The sequence below is a fragment of the Nonomuraea sp. NPDC052265 genome (assembly GCF_044547985.1).
In the GTDB taxonomy this organism is placed as follows: domain Bacteria; phylum Actinomycetota; class Actinomycetes; order Streptosporangiales; family Streptosporangiaceae; genus Nonomuraea.
The window spans coordinates 13,168-32,406 of record NZ_JBIUBJ010000020.1 but is presented as its reverse complement, the minus strand read 5'-3'; the positions used below and the strand labels follow the sequence as shown (position 1 = coordinate 32,406).

Annotated in this window: 10 protein-coding genes; 3 read left to right on the top strand and 7 right to left on the bottom strand. The window is 71.4% G+C overall.

Translation table 11 applies throughout. The features are described from left to right. Window positions 1-18 precede the first annotated feature (18 nt). The gene (locus ACIHAD_RS38800) at window positions 19-450 is read left to right on the top strand and encodes a hypothetical protein (protein ID WP_397359753.1); all 432 of its coding nucleotides are present in this window, start codon (window positions 19-21) and stop codon (window positions 448-450) included. Beyond that, window positions 441-1,694, top strand: coding sequence for a hypothetical protein (locus ACIHAD_RS38795; RefSeq protein WP_397359752.1), 1,254 nt, complete (start codon window positions 441-443; stop codon window positions 1,692-1,694). The genes ACIHAD_RS38800 and ACIHAD_RS38795 overlap by 10 nt, the downstream gene beginning before the upstream one ends. Before the next feature lie 72 nt (window positions 1,695-1,766). On the opposite strand, the gene ACIHAD_RS38790 is transcribed toward ACIHAD_RS38795, so the two are convergent. From ACIHAD_RS38790 to ACIHAD_RS38765, 6 genes are all read right to left on the bottom strand, one after another. Then, the gene (locus tag ACIHAD_RS38790; RefSeq protein WP_397359751.1) at window positions 1,767-2,081 is read right to left on the bottom strand and encodes a YrhB domain-containing protein; all 315 of its coding nucleotides are present in this window, start codon (window positions 2,079-2,081) and stop codon (window positions 1,767-1,769) included. Window positions 2,082-2,094: 13 nt separating this feature from the next. After that, window positions 2,095-15,438: a toxin glutamine deamidase domain-containing protein gene (locus tag ACIHAD_RS38785; protein WP_397359750.1), complete on the bottom strand. Its 13,344-nt coding sequence runs from the start codon at window positions 15,436-15,438 to the stop codon at window positions 2,095-2,097. After that, window positions 15,435-15,779 carry a hypothetical protein gene (locus tag ACIHAD_RS38780; protein ID WP_397359749.1) on the bottom strand — a complete coding sequence of 115 codons (345 nt, stop codon included), beginning with the start codon at window positions 15,777-15,779 and terminating at the stop codon, window positions 15,435-15,437. The genes ACIHAD_RS38785 and ACIHAD_RS38780 overlap by 4 nt, the downstream gene beginning before the upstream one ends. After that, complete coding sequence (locus ACIHAD_RS38775) at window positions 15,776-16,183, bottom strand: YbaB/EbfC family nucleoid-associated protein (protein WP_397359748.1); 408 nt, start codon at window positions 16,181-16,183, stop codon at window positions 15,776-15,778. The genes ACIHAD_RS38780 and ACIHAD_RS38775 overlap by 4 nt, the downstream gene beginning before the upstream one ends. Before the next feature lie 61 nt (window positions 16,184-16,244). Next, window positions 16,245-16,652 carry a hypothetical protein gene (locus tag ACIHAD_RS38770; protein WP_397359747.1) on the bottom strand — a complete coding sequence of 136 codons (408 nt, stop codon included), beginning with the start codon at window positions 16,650-16,652 and terminating at the stop codon, window positions 16,245-16,247. Beyond that, the gene (locus ACIHAD_RS38765; RefSeq protein ID WP_397359746.1) at window positions 16,649-17,518 is read right to left on the bottom strand and encodes an SseB family protein; all 870 of its coding nucleotides are present in this window, start codon (window positions 17,516-17,518) and stop codon (window positions 16,649-16,651) included. Before ACIHAD_RS38765 ends, ACIHAD_RS38770 begins: the two co-directional genes overlap by 4 nt. 46 nt (window positions 17,519-17,564) lie before the next feature. On the opposite strand from ACIHAD_RS38765, the gene ACIHAD_RS38760 reads away from it, so the two are divergent. Then, window positions 17,565-18,083 carry a hypothetical protein gene (locus ACIHAD_RS38760; protein WP_397359745.1) on the top strand — a complete coding sequence of 173 codons (519 nt, stop codon included), beginning with the start codon at window positions 17,565-17,567 and terminating at the stop codon, window positions 18,081-18,083. 18 nt (window positions 18,084-18,101) lie between these two features. Here the strand turns inward: ACIHAD_RS38760 and ACIHAD_RS38755 are convergent, their stop codons facing one another. After that, a complete protein-coding gene (locus ACIHAD_RS38755; protein WP_397359744.1) occupies window positions 18,102-19,187 on the bottom strand; it encodes a helix-turn-helix domain-containing protein in 1,086 nt (361 codons plus the stop codon). Between the last annotated feature and the right edge of the window lie 52 nt (window positions 19,188-19,239).

Here is a 19,239-nt window from a genome sequence, read left to right as displayed (position 1 = left end):
CACATGTGGGAGGCTGTCATGGCACCAACCGACAATGGTTGGCATTTGGAGCAGAGCTGGCCGGGTCTGGTCGCCGACAGGGACGGTGTCGAGTACGCTCCGGCGGAGCTGGTAAAAGTCGCCAACGCCCTTTGGGCGAAATTTCCCGAACTGTACGGCAGCGATCCGAACGCCCGGCTGACCACCGCCACGAAGCCAGCTCAGGGCTCCCACCCCGACGTGGAGGCACAGGGCGGATCGGTGCAGGTGTTCGCCGATCACCTCGCGGAGGTGAATCGCTGGGACGGCGGCAAGAGCTTCGGAGCGGCGCTGGTGCAGGGCCACAAGGAGTTGACCGCGGTCTACGAGCAGGTCAACGAGAAGCTCAGGATCGCGTTCGCGCTCATCGACGCCGGCGCGGGCAACTACAAGCGCGCCGACGCCGCGAACGGGGGCTGGAGATGGCCGTAGACGTGTCCGGTGACCACCCGATCCGCCCCAGCGGGGGCGCGTCCTTTGCCGTCGACGACGACGGCCGGAGCGTGAAGGGGGTCAAACGCGCGATCACAGGGATCGACGTGCCGTCCCTCCAGCAGGTGGCGGCGTCCTACCTGTCGGCCGCCGATCGGCTCACCTCGATGAACGAGGCCCTGGTGTCGGGCGCGACCGCGATGGCCAAGGTCTGGGAAGGGCCCTCGTCGGTGGAGTCGCAGCAGTCGCTGCGCACGCTGCACGCCACCATCCGGGAGCTGGCGGAGAAGTTCAGGGCGGTGGGCGGGCCGCTGGAGGCGCTCTGCAAGCGGCTGCTGGCCCACCAGGACTTCGTGGAGCACAAGGGCCAGGCGTGGAGCGACAACGACGAGACCTGGGACGACAGCATCCCCGGCTGGTACAGGACGATGAACGCCGGGTACGAGTGGGGCTCCTCGGACGAGCTGGCCGGCCAGCATCTCCGGCTGCTCAACAACGACCTGCGCCATGCCTACGAGCAGTGGCCGTTCAGCATCCACAAGGTCGTGCCCGACCTCAAGGACCCGACGGCTCCGACCCCTCCGGCGGAGACGCCCGACCGCACCGAGGGCGACGGCATCGATCCGGACTCCTTCACCCGTCCCGACGACCACTTCCAGGACGAGGACTTCGACGCCATCGACGATGCCTCGCCCGGCGGCCCGTCCGCGCCCGGCCTGCCCGGCGACCCCCTCAGCTCGGACGGCTATCCCGGCGGGATCACTCCCGACGGTTCCGGCACGGACACCGACCCCGGCGGAACCCACCCCGGCACCGGCACCCCCGGTGGCAGGGATCCCGGCAGCGCCGACCGCGCCGCGTACCCCGGCGGCGGCACCGGCCCGGACACCGGCGCCGGCCTGCCGGGTACGGGCGGCCTGCCGGACACCTCAGGCTCGACCACCCTTGAGGATTTCCGGCGCCCGGCCGGCTGGACCCCGGACGCCTCCACCTCCTTCCCGAACGGGAGCATCCCTCCCGCAGGCAGCGGCAACGGCGTCGGCGGCACCATGACCGGCGTCGGCGCCCTCCCGCTCAACGCCAGATCCGCGTCCGCGACCGGCAACGGCTTCCCGTACATGCCGATGGGCGGCGCGGGGGCGGCCGGCGAGCAGGAGGAGACGGAGAACAGCACCTGGCTGCACGAGGACGACGACGTCTGGGGCAACGACGCGGACGACGCCGTCTCCGGCAGAATCGGCTGACCGGACCGCTCGGGGACCGGCCCGGCTTCATGACGCGTCTTTCGCGTCGAGAACGTCCTGGCGGCGTTCAGCTCATTCGGGCTGTTCGAACCGCCCGTCGAGGCGTCCTTCCTCGTACGCCCGCAACGCGTCCTCCTCGGAGTAGAACGTGGGAAGGACGACGACCTGGCCGTCTTCCCGCAGCACCAGCAGCGGACCGGCCCCGAGCAGGGCGTCCTCCCAGTCGCGGGTGCGCAGGAACGCGGCTGTGGTGAAGACGAACAGCCATCCGTACGGCTTCTCGATGGCCGCCTCGTCGTTGAGGACGATCTCTTCCCGGTCGTACTGGGGCATGAGCTCGCGGGCGAACTCGAGGGCGATGCGTTCGGCTTCACTTCTGTCGATCACTGCGGTTCTTTCGTCAGGCGGTCTGGTAGAGCACGTAGGACGCGTATCCGCGATTATTTCGATTGACGGCGCTCATCCATCCGGACTGTCCGTCTATGTAGAGCAGGCCGGCATCGGTGTTGACGATGTTCCAGGCATGCCCCGAAGCGCTGGTGCGATGACCCACCAGTATTCCGCGGGAGCCGGGGATCTGCCGGATGAGGTCCTCCGCTTCCTCCAGTGAGGAGGTCATGCGCAACGGACCGCGTATGGCGCGGCCGGTGTAGAGGCGAGACCAGGTGCCGGCGTGCTCACCGATCAGTCCGGCGACGGCGGGCCGGCCGCCGAGGATGTCGTCGACCGCGAGAGCCACCTCAGCGCAGTTGATCAGGCCCCTCGGGTTGCGCTTCAGGGGGTTGATGTACGGCAGCAGGCGCTCGATCTCAGAGGCGCGAAGTGCGCGTCCGCCAGCCTGCTCAAGGACCGTTCTGACCATAATGTAGCCCGAACGCATCCAGCCTTTTTCCTCCTCCGTGAACGACTGGGGCACATAGAGCCTGCCCGTGTTGCGAGGGCGGAGCTCGGCGAGTGGAAGACGTTCGCTCCCGGCCCAGCCGCCGGGCGTGCGCAGATCCAAGGGCTCGTCCATCTTCGGGATCTCGGAGCGGAGCCAGGCCCGGAGTCGGGCCGCCGCGATGCCCGAGGTGTCGGCGGGGAGGAAGATCTTGAATCGCGCCGGTGACCCGATGGCGTTCTGGACGGACCGGTCGCCCTCCGTCGTGTTCTCCGCCGGACCGTCCGCGGCCAGCACCACCCGGTCGGTGAATAGAGCGAGCTCCTGCGCGAAGCCCGTCGTGCCGTCATGGGGACCGGCGAGCAGAATCGTCGCGCCCGGCGGCAGATCCGCGAAGATCAGCAGCATCGCCGCGACCGCCTCGGCCCGCAGGCGCCGGCCGCCGACCATCATGCCCCGCTCCACGTAACGCCCCTCGACCACGAAGACGCCCTGGTGGGCGGGCGTCGTGGAAGGCGCGGTGTCATGAGCCGGACCGCTGCTGACGCGAACGCCTGCGGCGGTCCTGTTGAGCATGTTCTGGAAGAGGGCCGCCAGATCCTGTGCCAGCTGGCTGGAGAATCTGATCGCCGGCGTGACCATGGTGCCCGACCGGGGCCGGGCGGACGTCTGGGTGAGAAAGTAGTGCGGGCCGTCGGGCGTCGGCAGCACGGCCGTCACGGTGAACGGGGCGTCAGTCCTGAGGGTGACATGATGCGGCTTGCCCGACAGATCCCCGACCGGCACGTAGTCGGTCGACAGGACGGTGACCCGTACGCCGGTGGGGCGTTCGGCCAGCAGGTCGGCGTCGTCGACGCCATCGAGAAGGTGTCGCATGAAGAACCCGTCGCCGGGCGCGGTATTCGGGGGGATCAGCACGCCGGGCACCCAGGCGAACACGTGCCCGGCGGCGGTGGGCCGTCCCGCCAGTTCGGCTTGGGCCTGCGCGATGAGGCTGAACAGCCCACGCTCGTACGCCTGTGCCAGATGGTCGTTCTGCAGGAGCTCGGCCGGCAGGGAATCCGATCCCAGCGGAGGCTGCCACGCGGGCACGCGGTACTCCGGCGTGGTCAGGTCCTCGGAGAACGCCAGCGGGATCAGCCCGGCCTCGTCGGAGCCGGTGAGGCTGTTCAGCGTGTTCAGGAGCCACTCGTGCCGGGCGTCGAGGCCGAGCGCTGCGAAGACGGCGCGTAACTCTTCCAGCTTGGCGGTCAGGTCGGCGACGACACGGGTCGGCAACACCGGCGCGCCCGGTTGGAACCGCCCGTCCACGGTCTCCCCGAATCGGGCGAGGAGCGGGTTGACGTCGAGCATCCGCCGTAGTGTCGCCTGGTCCGGCGCCAGGCCGTGACGCAGGAGGGCGTACAGCGCCCGGGTGGCCAGGCGGCCCTCATCGGGCGACTCGGTGGTGATCTCTTCGTAGACGACGGTGGGAACGGCCCGATGGGAGCCGGGCACGCCGTCGCGGGCCTCGATGAGCTCCTCCAGCGTGGCCTCGAACTCGTCGGCCTGCGCGCGTGTCTGGAACTCGTGGCGCAGCGCCCGCCGGCCGTCGCCGAAGGTCACCTCGGTCGTGCGTCCGTACGCTCCGGGGGCTTCGACCGAGCTGGCGATGCCCGTGGTCAGGCTCAGCCGCAACCTGTCGTTGCCGAACGTGCGCCAGACCACTCCGTCCCCGTCGACGTGCACGGCTGGACCGGCGACGCCCAGCACCCGTCTGACCAGCGCCTGGACGAGGACCTGCGCGGCCAGGTGGGCGGGGACCTCAAGCGCCCGGGACCCGTCGGCGAACGTGGAGACCACGCCCAGGATGCCTGAACGCCGTTTCTCCACGACGACGTGCCGGAGATTGTCACGCAGGCGCAGCGCCGGATCGATGGTCTGGCTCCCGGCCGCGGCCTTCGTGCCCGCACGTGTCGAGGGCGAACCTTGGTCAATGGCGGCGCTGAGCTGCTCCACCCTGCCAAGACGCAGGTACTGTCCCGGCGCGGCGGCCAGCACACTCTCCGCCCCGGCCGCGTTGCTGACGAGCGGGCCACCGGCGAGTGACCGGTGCCGCTCCACGATCAGATTGAACTGGGACAGCAGGCCCAGCCGTGCGAACTCCTCCTGCAAGCCCTTCAGCATGGTCTCCAGCGCGACGAGATCTGACGGCGAGAGCGGGTTCCTCGCCCACTCCAGGTGGCCGGAGGCGTCCTCGCGCAGGAACAGGTCGAGCAGCGGGCGGCCGCTCGACAGGACGTGGAGGGCCGGTCTGGTGACGAGCGGCGGGACGTCGGCCAGGGCGACGAGGTATCCGATCAGTACCGCCTCGCGGGTGCCGAGGAAGCCGGAGGAGGAGGCGGTGGGCGTCCAGTCGATCAGTATGTGCCGGTCGCCGGCCGCTCTGGCGGGGCCGACCAGGCCCAGGCGGTGGGCCAGTCCGGTCATCACCAGGGTCAGGTCCCTGCTCTGGGGGGTGGACTCCTCAAGGAGCAGGGCGGAGGAGCCGTCGGCCAGCGTCACCTTGGAGACGTTCGCGCCGAGGGGCTCCGGCTCACCCCGGACCCCCAGAGCCGCCAGTTCCGGATCACCAGGGATGCCCTGGGCCTCCGGTTCCGGGGCGTCCCGGGCGTCCCGGGCCTCCGGTTCCGGGGCGGTTTGGATGTCCGAGGCTTCCTGGGTGTCGGTTTCTTCCGTCCAGTTGATCAGGGCGTCGATGGGGTGTGGGGGGCCGGTGCGCGTGGTGAGGTCGGCCTCCACCGCGGCGATCTCGGCGGCCAGCCGGTCCGCGGCCGCGGTGTCGCCCGCCGCCAGGGCCTCGCGCTGCTTGCGTTCCAGGAAGCGCAGCTCGTTGCGGCGGGCGGTGACGCACTCGTCGCGCGTGGCCTCTCCCGGCGCGTGCGGGTGAGCGTGCTCGCCCTCCGTACGGAACTGGAGCACGTCGGTGATCTCGTGCAGGACGAGCCGGGCCACCTGGTCGGGGGCGACGCGGGGAGCCAGGGTCACCACGTGCGGGTCGCCCCGCGTGCTGGCGTTCGTCGCCGTGGTCTCGCCCAGGTAGCCGCCCTCGACCGGCCCCACCTGGAACTGGAAGTGCACCCGTCCGAGCAGGTCGGATTCCAGGACGAGGGTGTCGCCGCCGTCCCAGATCACCCGCCAGGCCCCGGCGACCCCGCCGAAGTCCTCCAGCAGCACGTCGTTGTTGAACGCCTGCCTGGCCTCGTCGACGGTGAGGTCGTCCTCTCCGGCGGCCCGGCCGTCCGCGACGAACGCGGAGTCAGGGAGGGGGGAGCCGTGGGTGGAACGGGGAGCGCCGCCCGGCCCGTTCTCCGCGTCGTCGGGCTTGTTCTTGGCCGGCCAGGCCGCCGGATCCGCGGCCCGCAGGATGCCGCGCCTGTTCAGCTCGTTCCTCAGGTGCTCGGCGAGGCTGGGGGCCTGCTCCGTCTCCGCCTGCCGCTCGGGGCGTCCGGCGGGGTCGGCGGGGTCGACGGAGGTGGCAGGGTTCGTGTCCGTCCCCGGCATGGTGCGCTCGTGCAGGGCCAGCAGGTCCACCCCGTGCTGCTCGGCCATCGCGATCAGGGAGGACGGCAGTCCGGCGAAGCGCCGCCCGAATCCTCCGTCGTCCCCCTGCGCCGTCAGGCGGCCGTCGGGGGTGGCGACGTAGGTCAGGGGCGGCCCGTACGGAGGCCGGAGCGTGACCAGGACGTTCTGGTTCCGATCGCGGGCGTCCACTTGCGCCTGCCTGAGCCCCCCGTACGAACGAACGGGCCGCCCGGTCCCGGAGCCGACCGGCCCCGGCAGGGCGGCGGCGGTAGCAGGAGTGGCCGGCCCGGGAGCCTCGTGGCCGACAGCCGGCGGCGGGTTCTCGGCCTGTTCGGCCAGCTCCCGCATGACCTCGTCGAAGACGATCACATCGGCGTGGCCCGTGGCGACGCGGACGGCCCCCTGCGGCGGCCTCTGCCCGGATTTCGGGGCCGGCGAGACCTCGACGCGTACGGTGTAGTCGACCCGGAACCTGACCGAGCTGCTGTCGGCCTTCTCGAAGACGCTGGTCTCCCTGCGGTTGCCACCGCCGACCGACGCGCCGTCGCCGCCCTGGCTGCGGTAGCTGCCGCTCATGCCGAACTTGAGGTCGAACGGGAGCCACCTCCGCATGTCGTTGCTCCCGACGGCGATCCCGGCCGGGAACCACCGGGTACGGTCCGAGCTCGCGGACGTGCCCCACTGCCTGCGGTCGACCTGCCCGATCTCGAAGTCCTTGTGACCTTGGGCGATCGTCATGGGCTCGGACAACACCGCTCCGACGTGCACGCGGGCCACCCTGCCGTGCGCCAGCGGCACTTCGAGCACCATGAGCCCGTCCTCGGCCGTCATGAGCTCGAAGTTGGTGTTCCGGTTGTTGCCGGTCAGGATCCGGGCGAGCGTACGGGACTCCTGGCGGGAGAGGTCGAGGTCCATCGTCGCCTTCAGGTGCCGTTCGACGGCCTTGGCGAGGTCCTTCACCCGCGTGCTCTCGACCATGAAGTTCTCGGGCACGGGGAAGGGCCGCGGATCGGCCACGGCAGGTTGCGGAGCGGTGCCCGTGCCCGTGCCCGCGACCATGCCGGGCGGGATGAGCCGGTCGATGGTTCCCGAGACGCGCCGGGAAGCCTCCCCGACCAGCGACGCGTCCTCCGCAGGCGACGTGGACCTCACCCGCCGTACGTCGACCACGAGCCTGATGCCCTGACGCACCTCCGCCCTGGTCCCCTCGAACGACGCCGCCCGCTGTACCCGGGTCTCTTGCAGGTTGCTCGCGGCCGAGGCGCCGCGTCCGCGGTCGGTGCCCGTGGAACCCGACTCCGTGCCGTCTTCCGTGTCCTTGCCGCCGAAGGTGCCGGTCAGCGCCGAGGACTCGGAGACGTTCTCCTCGTGCATGGTGTAGAGCTGGAGGATCTGCCCCACGTCGGAGACCTCGCCCCGATATTGGACGTCATCGCCGAGCACGGCCCGTACGGTGACCTCAAGGGTGTCCGTGACCCCGTCGCCCCTGACGGTGTACTCGGCGGGCGGGGAGTCCGGGTCGAGCAGAGTGTCGATCTTGCCCAGCCAGCTGTTGCCGGAGAAGTCGGCCGACAGCGCGCGCCACAGGTCTGTGTCCTGGGCGAGCGCGCCCGGGGCCACCGCCTCGACCGCCTTCGTGATCTCGTCCAGCAGCTCGACCTCGGCGCGCGGCCGGTCCTCCGGATGGAGGCTGACCCCCTTGACGGTGCTCATGCCGATGGCGTCCTGGTACGTCGGCGCGAGCACGGCGGGCACCTCGCCGTTCTCCAGCCGCTCGGCGGCCGCCAGCAGTTGCGCCTTGACGTGGTCCTGGAACTCCGGCCGGCTCAGCATGCGGTCGATGGTCTCGGCGTCCAGCTCGCCGGGCCGGCCCGGCGGAACCCCCGGCGGCATCATCTCGGCCAGCGTCTCGGAGGAGAACAGTTCGAGGAGCGCGGCGAGGGCCCTGCCGGTGTCGTGCCCCCGGCTGAGCGGGACGCCGGGCAGGGTGGTCAGGCCCGGGACGCCCGACGGATGGGCGTCCCTCGCGCTCTCCAGGTCCTGGAGGTATCGGGTGATGAACCTGACCGCCACCCGGCGGCCGAGCTTCAGGTCGCCGTTCATCACCCGTTCGGCGGCGTCGACGAGCTGGTGCAGCGGCAGCTCGACCTCTCTGTTCGCGTACAGGTCGAGCGCGTCGCGTTCGGCGACCAGGTAGACGACGGTGCCGTCGTTCCGCGTGATCGTCTTCGCGCCGATGCCGGAACCCAGGGTCACTTCCGCGGCGACGTCCATCACGAAGGAGTAGTGCCTGCCCGTGTCGATGCTCAGTCGCTCGGGGCCGGAGATCAGCTTCCGCTCGTTCGAGGTCGTACGCCCCCACGAGGCGGTGCCGCTCCCATCGCCCGCCCGCTCACCGGGCGCCGGCACTCCCATGGAGCCCCCGACGTCCCGCGGTTTGGAGATCCGGGTGGTGCTGCTCTGGGAGCTGAGGGTGAGGTTGATGTCGCCGACCAGGATGTCGGTGGCGGACAGGAAGCGCGACCGGCCCGGCGTCAGGTGGAGGCGGACCGGCTGGTGCCGTGCCGTCCCGGTCGCCGTCTGGGCGTCCACCCCGGTCCGGTGACCGGAGGTGAACACCTCGGGGTGGCTGATCAGGCTGCGTACGTTGAAGAACGCCGCGAGGTGCTGGAACGCGGGCGAGTCGCGGTCGAGCGAACCGTCGAGCAGGTCCGCGACGGTCGTCGCGATGTCGCCGACGTCGAGGTGGGCGACGGTGGCCCGCCGGAGCACCGACGTCGAGGTGGGGTGCCGCGGCCCCGGCGGACGCGGGTGCCCGTCGGACGACGGCGCGAGCGGGAGCAGGTCGGAGGGGAGCACGATCCGCGCGTCCCCGGCCCGTCCCTCCGCCACGGGCCGTCCGGGGTTCGTCCCGGTCAGCCGCTCGACCTGGACGATGTGCGGGATGCGGAAGACCGCGCTCTGCCCGGTGCCCTCCAGGAGTTTCACCTGGTTGACAGTGCTGCCCGCCGTTTGCTCCACCTGGCGGTTCCGGCCGAAGCCGCCGGAGAGGTTGGATCCCCCGAGATCGAGGCCGGGGTCGTCCTTAAGGGAGAGGCCGCCGCCCAACCCCGCTCCCCACGACCCGGTCATGTTCCGGGACGAGGTGTAGGTGTCGGAGCCGATGTCCAGGTTCACCACCGGCTCGGCGCCGGTCACCCCCTCGTAGACGGCGTTGTCGAAGTCCTGTCTCAGGCTGATCCGCAGGGTGTGGTGCTCGGCCGGGCCGAGGGGGTTGTGGTGGACCAGGTTGACGATCAGGCCCGCCTGGGCCGCCTGGTCGTAGCCGGTCTCCAGGCGTTCGGCGGAGAACTGCTCGGCGACCAGTTGCTCGTTGGCCATCTGGCTCGCCCTGACCGAAGCGTCGAGGGAGTAGTGGGGGACGCCGTTCCTGAGCTTCGGCAACACGCCTTCGCGGCGTAGATACTCCTCGACCTGTTCCCGGATCGAGTCCATGCCGGTGATCCGCTGAACCAGCGCCGGGCCCGCGCCGCGCGTCTGTCCCTCGCCCGTCCCGTACCAGGTGGGCAGTGCGCCGACTCTGCCGGGCGGATCGACCTTGACGGGATCGCCTCTGAGCACGACGTTGCCGTCCGCGTCGCGCCCGACCTCCGCTGCCGGGTCGACCGGCAGGCCGTAGCGGTAGGCGTCCGGTTCGGGGATGCGGAACAGTCCGGTGCTCGGGTCGGAGACGAGGGTGATCGGGTCCTGACCGTCCATCTGGATCGTCACCGTGTGCACCATGTTCAGCAGGTAGCCCTGGGTCTCACCCGCCCATCGCTGCACGCTCGGATGGATGGCCACGCCGGTCACACTGGTGGACGCGGATGCCGCTCTGCTCACATCGCCGCGGAGGGTGAAATCTACTGCAGGGTTGTCGACGGACTCGTCGGCTGTCTTCGAGGTCACCCCCATAGCCCCCCCGAAGCCCGTGTCGTGGCTGTCGGAGTGGCTCTGGGCCGCCTGGGAGGATCCGACGCGCAGCCGTTCCTGGTGGTGCTTGGTGCTGGGGCCGCCGACACGTGTGTCCCCGGGGAGCACGGTCGTGCGTATCGTCATCACGCCATGGATCCGGCCGTTCACGATGATGGCCCGGCGCAGCCCCGCCGGATTGTTGACGGCCATGCCGAGGTTGCTGGGCAGGTCCTCGGTGATCGCCGTGACGACCTGGTCGCGGGCGACGGAGCTGCGCATGACCTTCGGCAGCCGTCCGGTCACCCGCTCGGCCAGATCGAGCAGGCCGGTCATGCTGACGACGACGTGCTCGGGGAAGGGGGAGCGTCGCCGGTCGGCCTCGGGAAGCCGGAGGGGCCTGTCACTGGGATCGAGGAGATAGGCGTGCGAGAGCCACAGGCTCTGACGCGTGGTCTCCCCGGCGGGCAGCGAGACGGTCCCCGGGGTACCGGACGCGGTGCGCAGTTCCACGTTCCAGCTCGCCTTGGCGGTGAACATGGTGGCCGTGCCGCGGTTGTCCTCGACGTTGCCGCCCAGCCAGTTGTCCTGAGCCGCGGTGGAGACGGAGTGAGCGCCACCCCTGCCCCACTTGAGCCTCATGACACCGTGGTCGGCGATGCGTTGGAGGGTATCCGAGGACGTGCTTCGCATCCAGTGCCGGCCCAGGTCCACCATGTCCCGGTCGAAGGTGAACCCCCTGGAGCGGCGGCCGGTGGCGGACGCCCTGCCGCCGCCCTGCGGCAGTTGTCCGAGCATGGTCTCGGAGTGGGAGGCGGCCGGCTTCACCACCTCCATGAGGTCGTCAAGCGTCAACCGGATCCGCAGTTCCGCGCCTGCGATCCCGTTCAGGCGCAGCAGCAGGCCGTCCGGCGCGACCGCGGTCTGGAAGGCCTGGCGGATCGCCCGCCTCAGCTCCTCCTGGGAGAAGCGTGCGGACAGGCCCTGGTCCGTGAGCAGCTTGTTGACCAGCTCGGTCAGCCGGGCCAGGTTGGCGATCGGGCCGGCGGTGTAGGCGGCCAGCAGGGCGTGCGGCGGCGGCAGCGCCTCCCGGTGTGCCGAGTCGTAGGCGTCCGATCGGCTCCTCAGCTCGTGCAGGGCGACTTCGACCTGGAGCGTTCTGGGCTTGTCCGGCCTGTTCACCCTGTTCAGGGCGGTCAGTGTCGCGTCGGCGGCCTCAAGTGCCTGGTTCGCGGCGATCGCGGCGGCCGCGTACCGCTCGGCTGCCCGCGTGTGGTACCTGGCGGCGGACTCCGCCTGCTCGGCGGCCAGCACCTGCTGACGCGCGCGCTCGGGAGCGCCGTCGTCCTCGTTCAGGCCGTGCAGGAAAGCGTGATTCCAGGCCTCCCGAGCCTTGTCCCAGGACTCTTCGGCATGGTCCCGGTGACGGCTGCTGAGTTCGAGGTTGTGCGCCCAGGCGGCCTCCAGCCTCCTCTCCTCCGCCTCGACCTCCGCCCTCAGCTCCGACAGCGCGGTGGGCGGGAACTTGGGCACCGAGAGGGCGGGCGGTGTCGCCGGCGGCAGCGCGGCGACCGCATCCTGGTACGCCTCCATGGCCGCGGCGGCCGCTCGTGCGCCGGCGTTCAGCGCGGCGTGGTCGACCGGCTCTCCCGAGGCCACGCTCTTCAGCATTTCGGCGAGCACCACGTGGGCGTCGCGGGCGGCGATCGCCAGGCGTTCGGCCGCCTCGTGCAGCGCGCCGAGCCGGGCGAGCTCCGCCGCGGTGGCCCGCCACCTCTGTGCGCCCTCCAGGTCCTGCCGGGCCAGCGCCTCCGCCGCGAGCACGTACGGCGCGCTCGCCGCCTCGTTGTAGGCGCGCACCGCCGCGCGCTGCGCCCTGACGACCCCGTCGAACCCCTCGATGGTGGTACGCAGCGCCGTGGCGGCGGCCCGCCGGTCCGACACGTGCTGGAGGAGGTCGCCGAGCGTGTCGTCGATGGCCTGGGCGGCGCGCGTGTTCGCCACGAGGTCCGGCGTCGTGAGCTGACGGTAGTACCCCTCGTGGGTGGCGCCCAGGCGGAGCAGCTGCGAGGCGAGCACGTGCGGCGGGGCGATCAGGATGCGCCGCGCCTGAACCGTCTCGTCGAAGAGCAACTGGTAGGTCTCGGCGGCCCGTAGCGCCGAGTCGGCCGCGCTCTGGCGGTCCGCCGCCGTGCCCGGTGAACGTCGCGCCGGGCTGGTGAGCTCGGCGGCGGCCGCCCGCAGCGCGGCGATGTGGGCGCGGAGCACGTCCGGTTCGGTGGCTCGGGGCAGCGCGGGAACGAAGACGGCCGGGTCGGCCTGCTCCTCGTACCGCAGGCGGAGCTGGTGGGCCGCGTGCAGCGCCCTGGCGAACTCGGTGCCCTTCCTGCCGGGAGCGCCCGCGGTGTGCACGAGCGACTGGGCGCTCTCGTACGCGGCCCTCGCCCGGGACACCGCCGTCAGCAGCGAAGAGGTGCCCATGTCGGTCACCGTCATCGCCAGGAGCCGGAGGTCGGACTCCACGCGCAGGAGCCGGTCGATCTGCTGCGCCAGCGCCTGGTCGAGATCCTGTACGAGCTGGGCGACGGCCTGGTCGTGGCGGGTCAGCAGGTCGATCAGGTCGTTCGTCGACTGACGGGCCGGCGCCGGTCGCGCCCCGCCCTCTTCCAGCTCGCCGCGGGCCTCCAGAATCCTGCGTACGGCCTCCCGCTCCTCCTCCAGGGCGGATCGTTGGGTGCCGCTCGTCAGGTCGATCCGGCGGTTCAGGAACGCCAGCTCGCGGTGGCGGGCGGTCAGGCACTCGTCGCGCTCGTTCGGCTGGGTGATCAGGCGGCGCATCAGGCCCTGGCGAGGCTCGTTCCTGGCGTGCAGGGTGTCGGCGATCTCGTGCAGCATCAGCCTGGCCACCTGGTCGGGGGCCACGCGCGGGGCCAGCCGCACCTTGTTGACGCCGTCCGCGTACAACACGGTACGGCCGAGCCTCCGCCGGGAGACGTGGCCCACCTCGAAGGTGAACGTCTGGTCGGGGAGGCCCGCGACCTCGACCACCAGCGTGTCGGGGGCGGTCCAGCGCAGGCCGGTGATCTCCGTCCCTAGGTCGGAGGCGAGGATCTCGACCTCGAACGCCGCCCTGGCCTCCGCCACCGTGAGCACCGGCACACCGCGGTCGCGGCCGTTCGCGACGAACCTGGTGTGCTTGATGGGACGTCCGCTCACGAGGGCATGGGCGTCCCTGGTCCGGCGAACGGCGCCGATCAGCCTGGTGACCAGGGCGGGGCCGGAGGTGGCGGGCTGCTGGGCGGGGACGAGGGCCGGGGCTGGGTCCGGCTGGGCCTGCGGGGTGGGGCCGGGGGTGGCCGCCGTCTCGGCTGTGGTGAGGGTGCCGGTGTCCTGCGAGGTCAGGGCGGGGTCGGGTGCCTGGGCGGCACGAGGCTCCCCGACGCTCCGCGGGTCCCCGGCCCGCGCGGTCTCCGGGGTGCTGGTGGTGTCCGGGGTGACGTTCTCGGGGGAGGCACCGGCCGTGTTGGGGGTGCCGGTCCGGTCGGGAGCGGGCGTCGCGTCCGGGGTGGCGGTCGTGTCTGGAGGGGGCGTCGTGTCCGGCGTGGCGGTCGTGTCTGGAGCGGGGGCCGCGTCCGGGGTGGTCGGCGTCTGGGAGGCCGTGGTGTCGGAGACGGGGGAGGTGTGCGGCGTTTCGGCGGGCGCCTGGTCCGTCGTGGGCGCGGCCTGCTGATCGGCGGCGGGGGCGTCCTGCGCGGTCGGCTGGGACGCCGGTCGCGCGTCTTGGCGCGGGTCCTGCGATCGGTCCTGCTGGTCTTGCAGGTCCTGAGGCTGGGCCTGCGGTTGGGATTGAACGTGGGGGGCCGGGGGAGTGGGGGTGTCCTGGCGGGGTTCGGTGTCGTTGGTGTGCTGGGGGCGGGGGGCCTGGGGCGTGTCCGGGGTGGCGTCCGGCGTCTGTACGGCTCGGGCCGCCTTCGGCGCGGGCTGCTGGGGCGCCGCCGGTTCGGTGACCGTGCTCGTACGGTCCCGCCTGCCCCCGCCCGGGAGGTCGCCCTGCGGCAGCACAGGGCTCCCGGAGGTGTCGGGCGAACCGGCCTGGGGACTGCCCGTGGACGAGAGGTCACCGAGAGAAGGGCCCGCCGTGGTGGCGGACCCGTTCTGCTGGGCCGCCATCGCCTCGTTGACCACGTTGCTCAGCGAGGTCACAGGGGTGACGGCCGCGTGCAGGACCTCCAGGTTGGTCGGGCTGAGGGTGTTCGTACGTCCCGCGCCGCCGAGGAAACCGCCGTAGAAGCCTTCCGCGCCCGGCAGCGCGAACTGGTCGTAGACGGCGTAGTTGGCGACGATGCTGCCGGCGGGCGAGGCGACCATGTTGTTCAGGCCGGTGTTCAGCGCGCGTCCGGGGAAGCGCAGGAACGCGTTGCCGACGCCGCGGTTGTCGCCCGCCATCCGGTTCAGCCGCGAGATGCCGGGCAGGTCGTTGGCGAAGCGCGACATCGGATCGCCGAGCTTGGTGCCCGCGATCGCGCCGGCGCCCGCGCCGATCGCCGCCGCCTTGACCTTCTTCCAGTCCCACGAGTCGCGGGTGCCCATCTTGATCTGCTGGTACTGGGTGGTGAGGTCGATCAGGAGCTCTTCGGAGATCTCCTCGAACAGCTCGTACGCCAGCGCCTTGTTGAAGAACGAGCCCGCGCCGGCTCCGGCGAGCTTGCTGACCTGGCCGCTCGCGGTGACCGCGCCCGACCTCGACGCCACCAGCGCCAGGCGCTGCATGATCATGGCGATCCTGGTGCCTCCGGCGGTGCCGACACTGCGCAGGATCAGGCTGGCGAGAGGGAAGAAGCCCGCGGCGATCAGGGCGATGAACGCGGCGATCACCGCGATCCAGAAGGCGACGTTGATCGAGAGCTTGGTGTACTGGGTCTCGCGGGCGAAGTTGTCGACCATCTTCGCGTAGGAGAAGGACTCCTGGGCCTTGGCGACCACGCCGGCCTTGTCGTCGTAGAGTTTGGCGAGCCGCTTGAAGATGGCCGGTTTGGCGGGCGACTGGAGGCTGCCGTTGAGGGTCTGCACCGTGGCGGCGGTCGGGTCGAGGGTGCCGATGAGCAGGTTCATCAGCTTGACGTACTCGACGCGTAACTCCCAGAGTTTGCTCTCGCTCCCCTCGGGCCAGCTCTGACCCGCCGTGAGCAACGGGATCAGGTGGTGGACCACCCAGCCGGGCAGCGCCTCCGTCTGCCAGACGGGCTCCACGTCCTTGGTGGCGATCCCGCCGTCGAACGCGCCGGTGCCGCCCGCCGGCTTCCGCGCCTCGTCGGTGGCGTTGGTGACGTCGCCCTTGCCCGCCATCATGCCTTTCGGTAGGCGTTCGACAGGCCCAGGTCGATCGCCTGCTCGGTGGTGAGGGTGTTGGAGACCGTCGCGCGCAGCAGCGGCCCGGAGCCGGAGATCTCCTTGATCAGATCTTCGGTGTCGCGCAGGAATCTCTCGGGGCCCCCGCCCGCCAGGTACTGCCTGCTGAAGGACAGGCCGTCCGGCCCGTCGCCCTGGGGACGGGCGGCGTTCAGCGCCCGGATCCGCGCCGCGATGGCCGGCAAGGCGGTGCCCAGGTCGGTCGCCATGGCGTCCCACTGGTTCAGGCTGTTGCTGATCGGTTCGCGGATGTGCACGTCCGCCCGGTCGTCGGCGCTCATCGGCGGCGTCTTTCTCCCGGCAGCGGACCGGAGAGCTGATCGAGCACGGCCTCCAGGTCGCCCTCCAGATGGGCGCGTAACTGCTCGGGCGGCACCACGGGCTCGAAGAGGTCGACCAGCTCCTCCAGGGCTTTGGCGGTGGCCCGCCGGATGGTGTCGGTGATCGCGTCGGCCAGCCCCCTGGCGTTGGGCCGACGGTACAGCCGGGGGTCGAGATCGAGCCTGATCAGCTCGCCGCGTACGCTCACCGTGGCCGAGACGAGCCCGTCAGCGGATCTCTCCGTGACCCGGATCGCCTGGGCGCGGGCGTTGAGCTCGCTCGCGTCGCGCTGCATGCGCATGAAGGTCTCGCGTAACTCGTCGGCGTAGGCCTGGAGCCCTACTATGTCAGCGTCTTCGGTCAAGGCCCCACCCCCCTAACTGGGGTGAATATAACAACAACATCATCTGGCTCGAAAGAGATCATCAGTGATGTTGTTCACCGGGCGCCCCGATCATCACAGCCTGCTCGCCGAGCGCTGAGACCTCCTCCCGCCGCACCCAGGCGCGGTACACGCCGCGCTCGATCCGTTCCAGGCCGAGCCCGGCCGCGTGCAACGCGTTCCCGCCGGTGTACTCGACGAGCAGCTCCGCCTCCCGTTCCGCGTGCACCAGGAAGGGGGCGCCGCGCCACTCGCAGACGGTCGTCACGTGCCAGACCGCCGCGCAGCCGGCCGCGGGAACCTCGCGGACGAACCGGCCGGGCGCCACCTCCTCGAAACCGTCCGCGGGGGCCGGGGCGTACAGGCGCATGAACAGCCGGCCGTCGACGAGCTCGGCCGACGCCTCGTAGTCCGTCCCGTCCCAGCGGGCGCGGTACGACTCCCCGTTCACCGGTCCGCCACCATCAGCCAGCGGCCCAGGTCGGCGTCGTACCTCGCCTGGACGCGCTCCTCGCCGTCGGACCCCAGCTCCACGATCTCGGCGCCGTGCGGCAGGCCGACGCCGTCGATCTTGTACTCCCTGATGGTCTCGGCGGCGTTCGGCACCAGGCCCATGCCGGCGAACGGCGGCTCCTCGATCACCCAGCCGGCCATCGCCGTCCGGCCCCGCTCGTCGACGCCGCCGTACGGGGTGCGGTAGAGCTCCACCCCGATCGCCGGCCAGCGCAACAGGTTGACCGCGCCCTCCGCGGTCAGCGCGTCCTCCTGCAGCAGCGCGTCGGCGAGCACCGAAGGGGTCGCGATGTGGGCGACGTCGAGCGCGTGATGGCAGTAGCCGGAGATCCGCGGTCGCTCGCTCTCCAGCAGTTCCTGGAGCTGTGCCACCTCCAGCAGCTTCTGCACGATCGGGAGGCCGCTGTCCGGCTCCGCCGCCAGGTCGTGCTCCAGCGTGGGCACCGCCAGCCTGGCGACCGTGCCCGGTTCGAGCAGGAACGACGGCTCCAGACCCGGATTGACGGCCAGGCCCCAGCGAGGATCGGGCCAGCCGGCCGCCAGCTCGACCAGCGACAGGATCCGGAAATGCCGCACGGCGCCGTCCGTCGCCTCGCGCATCGCCTCCGCGGAGGTGTACGCCGCCACCCACACCCGATCGGCGCCGGGGAACGTCGGCCAGGTGATCGGCTCCTCGCCCCCGGCGGCGGCCTGGCTGACCGGGCAGGCGAAGTCGGCGTACCGCAGCAGCGCGAGACAGGTGGTCAGGTCCTGCCGGCCGTGCGCCTCCTTGAGCCGCTCCTCGAACGCGGTCGGTGCCTGCATGGCGACACCCTAGTGGGTTGATCCGCGTTCCCTGTAGGTTGCGCGTGTGACGGATCGGCCGATTGCCCGCACCCGCGACGAGGCTCTCGTGTACCTCGACCTGAACCCGTGCGCGTGCGGCTCGGTGGAGACCGCGTGGGACAGCGGCGTGGTCAGCGTCGAAGGCTCGCTGGCCACGTGCTACTCGGGTGCCTGTGAAGACTGCGGCGCGGCGCGGGAGTACCTGTTCTCGCTGCCCGGGCGCGAGGTCATGCCGGCCGGCTGGCCGACGTTCGGCGGCGCGGAGCCGTCCGAGTTGCTCGACGCCGGGGAGTGGATGTGGCTCGCCGACCTCACGGCGGGCAACGTCCCCGACGACCCGGAGAACGCCCGCCGGGCGCTCTCCATGGCTCGTTCGGCCGTGGAGGAGGTGCTCAAGTTCATCCCCGAGGGGCAGGACGACGTCCCCGCGGCGGCCTTCTGGTCCGCCCGCGGACGGGAGGTGCGCGCCGCCGAGCCCCCTCGGTTCCGCCGCGACCGCCTGATGGTCGTCAGGGACACCTACCGCGACCTCGCCGACCGCTGACCTTCCCCGGGGGCCCGGTCAGGCGATGCCGGCCGGCGGGTGCGTGCCGTCCCGGTCGTCGTGTCCCGCGAGCGACCGGCGGCGGTGGTCCCTCGGGCTGAGGTCGTAGGCGGTACGGAACGCGCGGCTGAACTCGGCGCCGTTCCTGAAGCCCCAGCGCATGCCGATCTCGCCGATCGGATCGTCCCTCAGCCGCGGGTCGGCCAGGTCGGCGTGACAACGTTCGAGCCGGCGCCGGCGAATCGTGGCACTGACGGTCTCGTGCCGCTGCTCGAACAGCGCGTGCAGGGTGCGTACGGAGATGTGGTGGTGCGCGGCGATGCTCGACGGCCCCAGATCGGGGTCGCCGAGATGCTGGTCGATGAAGGCGTCGATCCGCGCGGCCAGGATCCGCTGCCGGCTCTCGGCCGGCAGTTGGCGGCCGGCGTCGAGGCGTCCGGACAGGAAGGCGGCGGCCAGGTCCACGCCGATGGTGCCGAGACGGGGCAGCTCGGCGGGGTGGCAGCCGCTCGCGTGTTCGAGCAGGCCGGTGAGGTAGCGAGCCAGCATCGCCCCCGAGCCGGTGGCTGCCCGGAGCCTGGTGGCCAGCAACCGCTCCATCTGGCCGCGGGTCAGCGGCAGCGCGTCGCGCGGCAGGAACAGGAGCGTCACCCGGGTCGGCCGGTCCGTGCCGAGGAACTCGGTCACGTACGGGGAGGAGGTGTCGAACAAGCCCATGTCGCCGGTCTGTAACAAGGACTCTTTGCCGTGCTGCCGCAGCCGGTTCGCGTTGTTGTGCACCAGGAACAGCTCGTAGCCCTCGGGGTCGTGCCGGCTGATGTGGGCCGGGGTGCGCCGGCCCTCCAGCGGGGACATCGTGAAGTCGCCCACGCGCACGCGCGACAGGTCGATGGACCGCACCCGGCCGTGGAAGTCGTCGGCGTGCTCGCTGGACAGCGCTGTGGGGACGACCTCGTGCGCGGCGATGTGCGCCCACCACTCCAGGCGATCCTTCCTCGGGATCGCGTCGGTGGAGAGGGAGACCACCGGGCTCGGTCTGACCGTGCGGTGGATCCAGGAACTCCGGTACGGATGATCGCACACCGCGTCTACGCTGTCGGCCACCGTCCAAGGGTCCACAACCCCGGCCCCGGCCGCAAGACCGACAGCGCGTCGG